Source organism: Actinoplanes sp. NPDC051633, assembly GCF_040681735.1.
Lineage (GTDB): Bacteria > Actinomycetota > Actinomycetes > Mycobacteriales > Micromonosporaceae > Actinoplanes.
In genome coordinates this window covers 1-6320 of the sequence record NZ_JBFAZH010000387.1, presented here as the reverse complement: position 1 = coordinate 6320, position 6320 = coordinate 1, and the positions used below count along the sequence as shown (strand labels likewise).

The 6320-nt window shown below is 71.9% G+C and carries 5 protein-coding genes; 1 reads left to right on the top strand and 4 read right to left on the bottom strand.

All coding sequences use genetic code 11. From position 1 onward, the window contains the following. Positions 1 to 2825: FxSxx-COOH system tetratricopeptide repeat protein (gene fxsT / locus AB0M20_RS21430; RefSeq protein ID WP_364300665.1), on the top strand; the 2825-nt coding region annotated here is incomplete at its 5' end. 3 nt (positions 2826 to 2828) lie between these two features. On the opposite strand, the gene AB0M20_RS21425 is transcribed toward fxsT, so the two are convergent. From AB0M20_RS21425 to AB0M20_RS21410, 4 genes are all read right to left on the bottom strand, one after another. Then, positions 2829 to 4100, bottom strand: coding sequence for an HEXXH motif domain-containing protein (locus AB0M20_RS21425; protein ID WP_364300663.1), 1272 nt, complete (start codon positions 4098 to 4100; stop codon positions 2829 to 2831). Continuing rightward, positions 4097 to 5341: an FxsB family cyclophane-forming radical SAM/SPASM peptide maturase gene (locus AB0M20_RS21420; protein WP_364300661.1), complete on the bottom strand. Its 1245-nt coding sequence runs from the start codon at positions 5339 to 5341 to the stop codon at positions 4097 to 4099. The genes AB0M20_RS21425 and AB0M20_RS21420 overlap by 4 nt, the downstream gene beginning before the upstream one ends. An 11-nt stretch (positions 5342 to 5352) precedes the next feature. Then, positions 5353 to 5550 (bottom strand): hypothetical protein, encoded by a 198-nt coding sequence (locus AB0M20_RS21415; RefSeq protein WP_364300659.1) that lies wholly within the window; start codon positions 5548 to 5550, stop codon positions 5353 to 5355. Between the two features lie 211 nt (positions 5551 to 5761). Beyond that, a partial coding sequence (locus AB0M20_RS21410; RefSeq protein WP_364300657.1) for a tetratricopeptide repeat protein occupies positions 5762 to 6320 on the bottom strand: 559 nt, incomplete at its 5' end.

The following is a 6320-nucleotide window of genomic DNA, read 5'->3' as shown; positions in this document are numbered from 1 at the left end:
TGATCAACAGTCTCCTGCAGGTGCCGGGTCTCGAGAGCCGGGCGACACGCGACATCCGGATTGCCGAGCTGAGCGAGGCGCTGACCCGCGATCTGGTGTTCGACCGGTCCGACGACGCCGCCGCGGATCTAGCGGCGCTCCTCGAGGAGCTGGCCGACGCCCCCGCGGATCTGCGCGCCTTCGGTCAGATCATCGTGTCGCGGCACCGTGGCGAGGCGGCGCAGCGGTTCGCCGACCTCACCACCGTTCGCCCGCGGTCCAGCCGTCCGCACGCCTACCGTGCCGATGAGCGGATCGTCGGTGACATCCCGATCCGCAACCGCAACTTCACCGGCCGCGTCGAGCTGCTCGAACGGCTGGGGCGGGCGCTCGAGCAGGATTCGACGACCTCGGTGCTCCCGCCGGCCCTCAACGGCATGGGCGGCGTCGGCAAGACCCAGCTGGTCAACGAGTACGTGCACCGTCACCTGGACCAGTACGACCTGATCTGGTGGATTCCCGCCGAGCAGACCGCGACGGTGCTGTCCTCGCTCACCCAGCTCACCCAGCGCCTCGACCTGCCGGTCGCCGACGACCAGCAGGAGACCGCCCGGACGGTGCTCAACTGGCTGGCCGGCAGCGACCGCGAGTGGCTGCTGGTCTACGACAACGCCGACGATCCGTCGCGGCTCACTCCGCTGCTGCCGTCCACCGGGGGTCACGTGATCGTGACCACCCGGAACGAGGAGTGGAGCAAGATCGGCATCTCGATCGAGGTCGACGTCTTCCACCGCGACGAGAGCGTCCAGCTCCTCACCAAGCGGATGTCCGATCAGGACGGTCTGCCGATGATCACCGCCGAGGAGGCCGGCGAGCTGGCCGACAAGCTCGGCGACCTCCCGCTCGCGCTGGAGCAGGCGGCGGCGTGGTTCCTGGCGACCATGATGCCGATCCGCGAGTACATCGACCTGCTCGACGACCGCATCGAGCTGCTCAACGAGGGCCAGCCGCCGGACTATCCGCTCACCGTCGCCGCGTTCGTGGCGGTCGCGATCGAGAAGCTGCGCGGCATCGACGAGGCGATCGCCCAGTTGTTCTCCCTCTTCGCCTTCCTCGGCGGCGAGGGCATCCGGCAGTCCCTGCTACGCCGGGGCAGCAACGCCGAGCTGTCGTCGCCCCTGCGCGAGGCGCTCAGCAGCCCGATCCGCACCGGGCAGCTGGTCCGGGAGCTCCGGCGGTACGGGCTGGCCAAGACGGTGAGCCGGGCCGCGTCCGCGACGACGCCGGCCAGCGCCGACAAGTCGCCGCGCCTGCAGGTGCACCGGCTCGTCCAGCGGGTGGTGCGCGACACCCTCGATCCCGACCAGCGCAAGCAGACGCTGCGCAACGTCCAGAACCTGCTGACCGCGGCCAGCCCCGGCGATCCGGACGAGATCGGCGAGCTGGATCTGCAGAGCGAGATGGGCCCGCACCTGCAGCCCGCCGACATGATCCATTCCGGTACGCCCCAGGGCCGCCAGACCGTGCTCGACCACGCCCGCTTCCTCTACATCACCGGCGACTACGAGAACAGCCGCCTGCTCGCCCAGATGGCCGCCGCGGAGTGGGCCACCGAGAAGGGCACCGACTGGCAGCTCGGGCCGAACGGCCAGTCGACCCTGCTGGCCCGGGCCCAGATCGCGAACGCCACGCGGGCACTCGGCGACAGCAAGAAGGCGGCCGAGATCATCAAGGACACGTACGACCGGTTCGTCCACAACGAGGTTCTCGGCCCGAGGCACGAGTACACCCTGATCACCGGCAACCAGCTCGGCCACGACCTGCGCATCGAGGGGCGCTACCGCGACGCCCTGCTGTTCGACCAGCGCAGCGCGCAACTGCACCGCGAGGTCTTCGGCGACGAGGAGGTCTACACCCTGCGGGTGATGAGCAACGTGGCGGTCGACCACCGGCTGATGGGCGAGTTCGACCAGGCGGCCCGGCTCGACGAGGAGATCGCCTCCCACTTCGCCGACACCGGGGCGCTCGACGTCGAGGTCTTCCGGATGAACATGAACGTGGCCCGGGACTACTACGGTCTCGGCCGCTACGACGTCGCCCTGGAACGGCTCGAGGAGTGGCTTCCGGTCCAGAAACGACTGATCCGCGACACCCACCCGCTCGCTCTCATCGCCCAGCGGACGTACGCGATCACCTTGCGCAAGATCGGTCGTCTCGACGAGGCGATCCAGGTGCTGCGGGAGACGCAGGAACGCACCGTCCGGACGCTGCGGGAGACACACGAGCACGCCGTGGTCGCGACGATGAGCCTGGCGAACGCGCTGCGTCAGGCCGGCCGGCTCGACGAGGCGGGCGCGCTGCTCGAGCAGGTGCTGCTGCGCTGCCGCACGGACTTCGGCCACGACCACCCGCTGACCCTGGCCGCCGAGGTCAACCAGGCGATCCTGTTGCGCGCGCAGGGGGATGCGGATCGGGCCACGGCGGTCGACGAGGCGGTGTACCGCCGGTTGCAGGACCAGCTCGGGGCCGGTCACGCGTACACGATCTGCGCGGGCACCTCGCTCGCGACCGACCATGCCCGGGCCGGCCGCACCCGGGAGGCGCTGGCGCTCTCCGAGCACATGCTGGATCTGAGCCGCGCCGCCGTGCAGCACCCGTACGTGGTCATGCGAGAGATCAACCTCGCGCACGATCTGCGGGCGGCCGGGGACACCGAGCGCGGCGCCGCCCTGCTCGACGACTCGGTGGACCGGCTGCGCACCCTGCTGGGCGCCGACCACCCCGAGGTCGTCGACGCCGCCGCGGGCCGGCGGCTGGAGGGCGACATCGAGCCGCCGCCCACCTGATCGTCAGGTCCCGTTGTGGTCGCGCCACGCGGCGTAGGTGCGCGCCAGCGCGGCCCGGGCGTCCTCGTCCGCGGTGCCGGGGAGCGGCTCGGCGAGCAGCCGGTCCGCGGTCCGGCGCAGCCGCGCGATGAACGCCTCGCCGTCGCCGGTCAGCGCACCGGACTCCTCGATGGCGCGCAGCCCCCGGTCCACCTGGAGACGGGCCTCGGCGAACCGGGCGGTGGCCACGCCGACCGTGCCCTGCAACGCTCGCCAGGTGTCGGCGACTCCGACAAAGGCGTAGACGCCCTGGAGCAGCCCGGCGAGCGGCCGGGGGTCGGTGCGCCACGGCGCGAAATACCGGCGATCGTCGGCCGGGTCGGTGAGCCGGGTCAGGTCGAGCAGGGCGCTCAGCTTCGAGTGCTGGAACTCGTGCACCAGCGTCACGGCGAAGTCGTGCGGGGTCGGGGGCAGCGTCAGGCCGAAGACGCCGACCGCGTGCCGGAGGGTGGCACTTCGCGCCGACCGCGCGTCGGTCTGCGCCAGCGGCACCAGCGTCTCCAGGCCGGCGACCAGCTCGGCGGCCCGCTCCGGCAGGTGCACCGCCAGCAGCTCCCACGCTTCGTCGAACAGCGCACGCCACCGGTCCACCTCGGCGGCGGGGAGCCGGTTGGCCGGCGGCACGTGATAGCCGTGCCGGTACGGGTGGACGTCGTCCAGGCCCAGCCGGATCCGCAGGCCGGCCGACGAGGCGGACAGCACGCGGACCGGCTCCCACCCCGACACCTCCCGCTCGGGGCCGGCCGGCACCTCCAGGCCTCCCCGGTCCGTCGTGACCAGCAGGCGCCCACGCTGGGCGGTCACCGCCACGGTGGCGGCGTCACCGGCCACGACGGCACCCAGGCCGGGCAGCACCGCCCGGCCGTGCTGGACGGGGACCTGGACGCACCCGTCGACCCCGGTCGCCGCCGCGGCGACGATGGCGATCGCGTTGAGGTGGCTCAGATCGGCCTCGGCGACCGTGCCGAGGGTGGCCGCCCGCCCGGCGATCGCCGCCCACGCGCCCACCAGCGGAGCGCCGATGACCGATCGGAACTCCTCGGGTGCCGCGACGCGTGACCGCTCGAGCAGGTTCCCGGGGCTCGTGGAGGTGGCCGGCAGCTGGTCCAGGAGGAAGCGGATCAGCAAGAGGTGCTTGCTGACCTGCGCCTCCCGCAGCTCCCCGATGCCGGTCCGGCCGCCGTACCCGCCGGCGAGCCCGTCGAACGCGGCCGGCGTGAGCCGAAGGTCGATCATGTCGTGCTCCCGGGGCGCTCTGACAGGTCGGCGGCAACGCGGTCGTAGACGTGCCGGATGAACACGCGGAGATCCGCGCAGTACACGGAAGGGGCCCGGAATCCGACGCCGGGCCGGTAGCGGTGGGCGTAGTGGCCGCCGCCGCAGAAGTCGACCGCCGGACACGCCCGGCACTCGTCGGACAACGCCGCCTTCCCGATCTGGCGGGCCACGATGCCCGGGTCGTCGAGCGCCGCGTCGAGATCGTCGCGCAGCACGCTGAGGCCGGTGGCGCTCGCCCCCTGATACGCGCTCTTCAGCGCGTCGACCTGCTCGATCGCGCCGTCCGACTCGACCACGACCACCCCCGACGGGCTGAGACCCACCTGCTCGCTGCGGCTCGCGCCGCCGAGCACCAGGCTGATGGTGTTGTCGAAGAGCCGGACGCGCGTGGTCGCACCGTCCGCGTGCCACCGGTCGAAGAACGCGATGAGCCAATCGGCGTGCGGTGCTGCCGCCGCGCCCGGCCGGGCCGGTGGGTTCTGCCAGTTCGCGTGCGGGAGCAGCAGGTCGATCGACGGCGGATCGAAGCTCAGGAGCTGCTCGTAGCAGGCGATCGGATCGGTGTCGGCGGCGACGGTGCACAGCAGTCCCGCGTACGCGGCCCCGTTCTCCGGGCGCCGGAGCAGGTCCAAGCCGCGTGCCACCGCGGCGAAGCTGCCGAGCCCGCCGCGCGTCCGGCGGTGCCGGTCGTGATCGGCGGCCGTTCCGTCGACGCTGACCCCGGCGGCGATGCCCTGCTCGACCAGCATCGCCACCACCGGCTCGTCCAGCAGGACGCCGTTGGTCTGCATGCCGAACTCGACCTCGCAGCCCTCGCCGAACGCCGTCCGCGCCTCCGCGACGAGGGCGGCGAGCCGCGCGGAACCGTAGAGCAGCGGCTCGCCGCCGTGCAGCACGATCCGGACACGCGAGAGCCCGTGCCGCCGCGCGTGATCGGCGAAGCGGGTCAGCGCCGCGGTGCGCACCCGGTCCGGCATGATGCGGGGCCGGTCACGCCAGCTCTGGTCGGCGAGCTCGTAGACATAGCAGTAGTCACAGGCGAGGTTGCACCGCTGGTGAACCTTCAGCACCATCTCGCGGAACGGCACAGCGGAGTGCCCGGCGGCCCGGAGCGCGGCGACGTCGAGTTCGGCGTACGGCCAGGGCGCCGCCCGCTCGTGCACCGCCCGGAGGTCATCGACGAGTACGGTCCGTCCCACGACGGCCCCCGTCAGGTGTCCGAAACGAAGGAGCCGAAGGAGCTGATCACACCGTCACGGTCGTGCAGGCTGTCGAGCACGCGGCGCAGCGCCAGATCGATCATCCCGCCATCGTCGCGAACCGGGCGATCGAGCGCGACGTCGGACAGGTCGACCAGCGGCGCCCACGGCTCACCGCCCGTCGACTCGTCTGTGGCATCGACCGTCACCGTGACCTCCCGCCACACCGGACAGGAAGTGTGGAGAGCCTGCCAGCAAGTGCTACGAACGCGAGTGTAAGCGTTGAGAATTCATGTTTTGTCAAGATTCGCACGTCGGACACGCGCACAAAAAATACGGGACCGAGGCGATTCAAGCGCGGCGGCCACGGCGATTGCCCGTTCCCCTGACAAGACCTGACAACATTTGTCAAAGCTGAGATCAAGCAGAGGGCAGCTCGATGTCGACGACGATTCTCGACCCCTCGGCCACCCGGGTCACCAGCGCATGACCGGCGCCGAACCGCCGGCGCAGGACGGCGAGCACCTGGTCGAGACCGGGCCGCGAACCGTCCTCGTCCGTGCCGGCCGGCCGGTCGGCGGCCAGACCGGCCGCCGTGAGGAGCGTGTCCAGGTGCTCCCCGCCGAAGACGTCGCGGGACCGCTCATAGGCACGGGCCCACCACGACGGCGCCGATGCCGGATCCACCATCGACGCCGCCCCGGCACGGTTCACCGTGGCCAGCACGGTGAACGGATGCCGCTCCCCCAGCCGCCCGGTCAGCGCGTCGAGAGCCGCGTCGAGGATCTCCGCCGCGCGGTGCCCGTCCCCCCGCGCCAAGTGAATCGCGGCGATGTTGACCCGCGCCGCCTGCACGAGGGGGTTCTCCGCGCCCATGGCGGTCGCGTACCCCTCCGCGGCCTGCCCGCAGTAGTGCAGCGCGGTGTCGAACTGACCCATCTCCCGCAGCGCGTTGCCGAAGCTCATGCCGGTCGCCAGG

Excerpts from the sequence above, each read along its gene's own strand:
- AB0M20_RS21425 (WP_364300663.1), bottom strand. The coding sequence starts at position 4,100 with ATGATCGACCTTCGGCTCACGCCGGCCGCGTTCGACGGGCTCGCCGGC.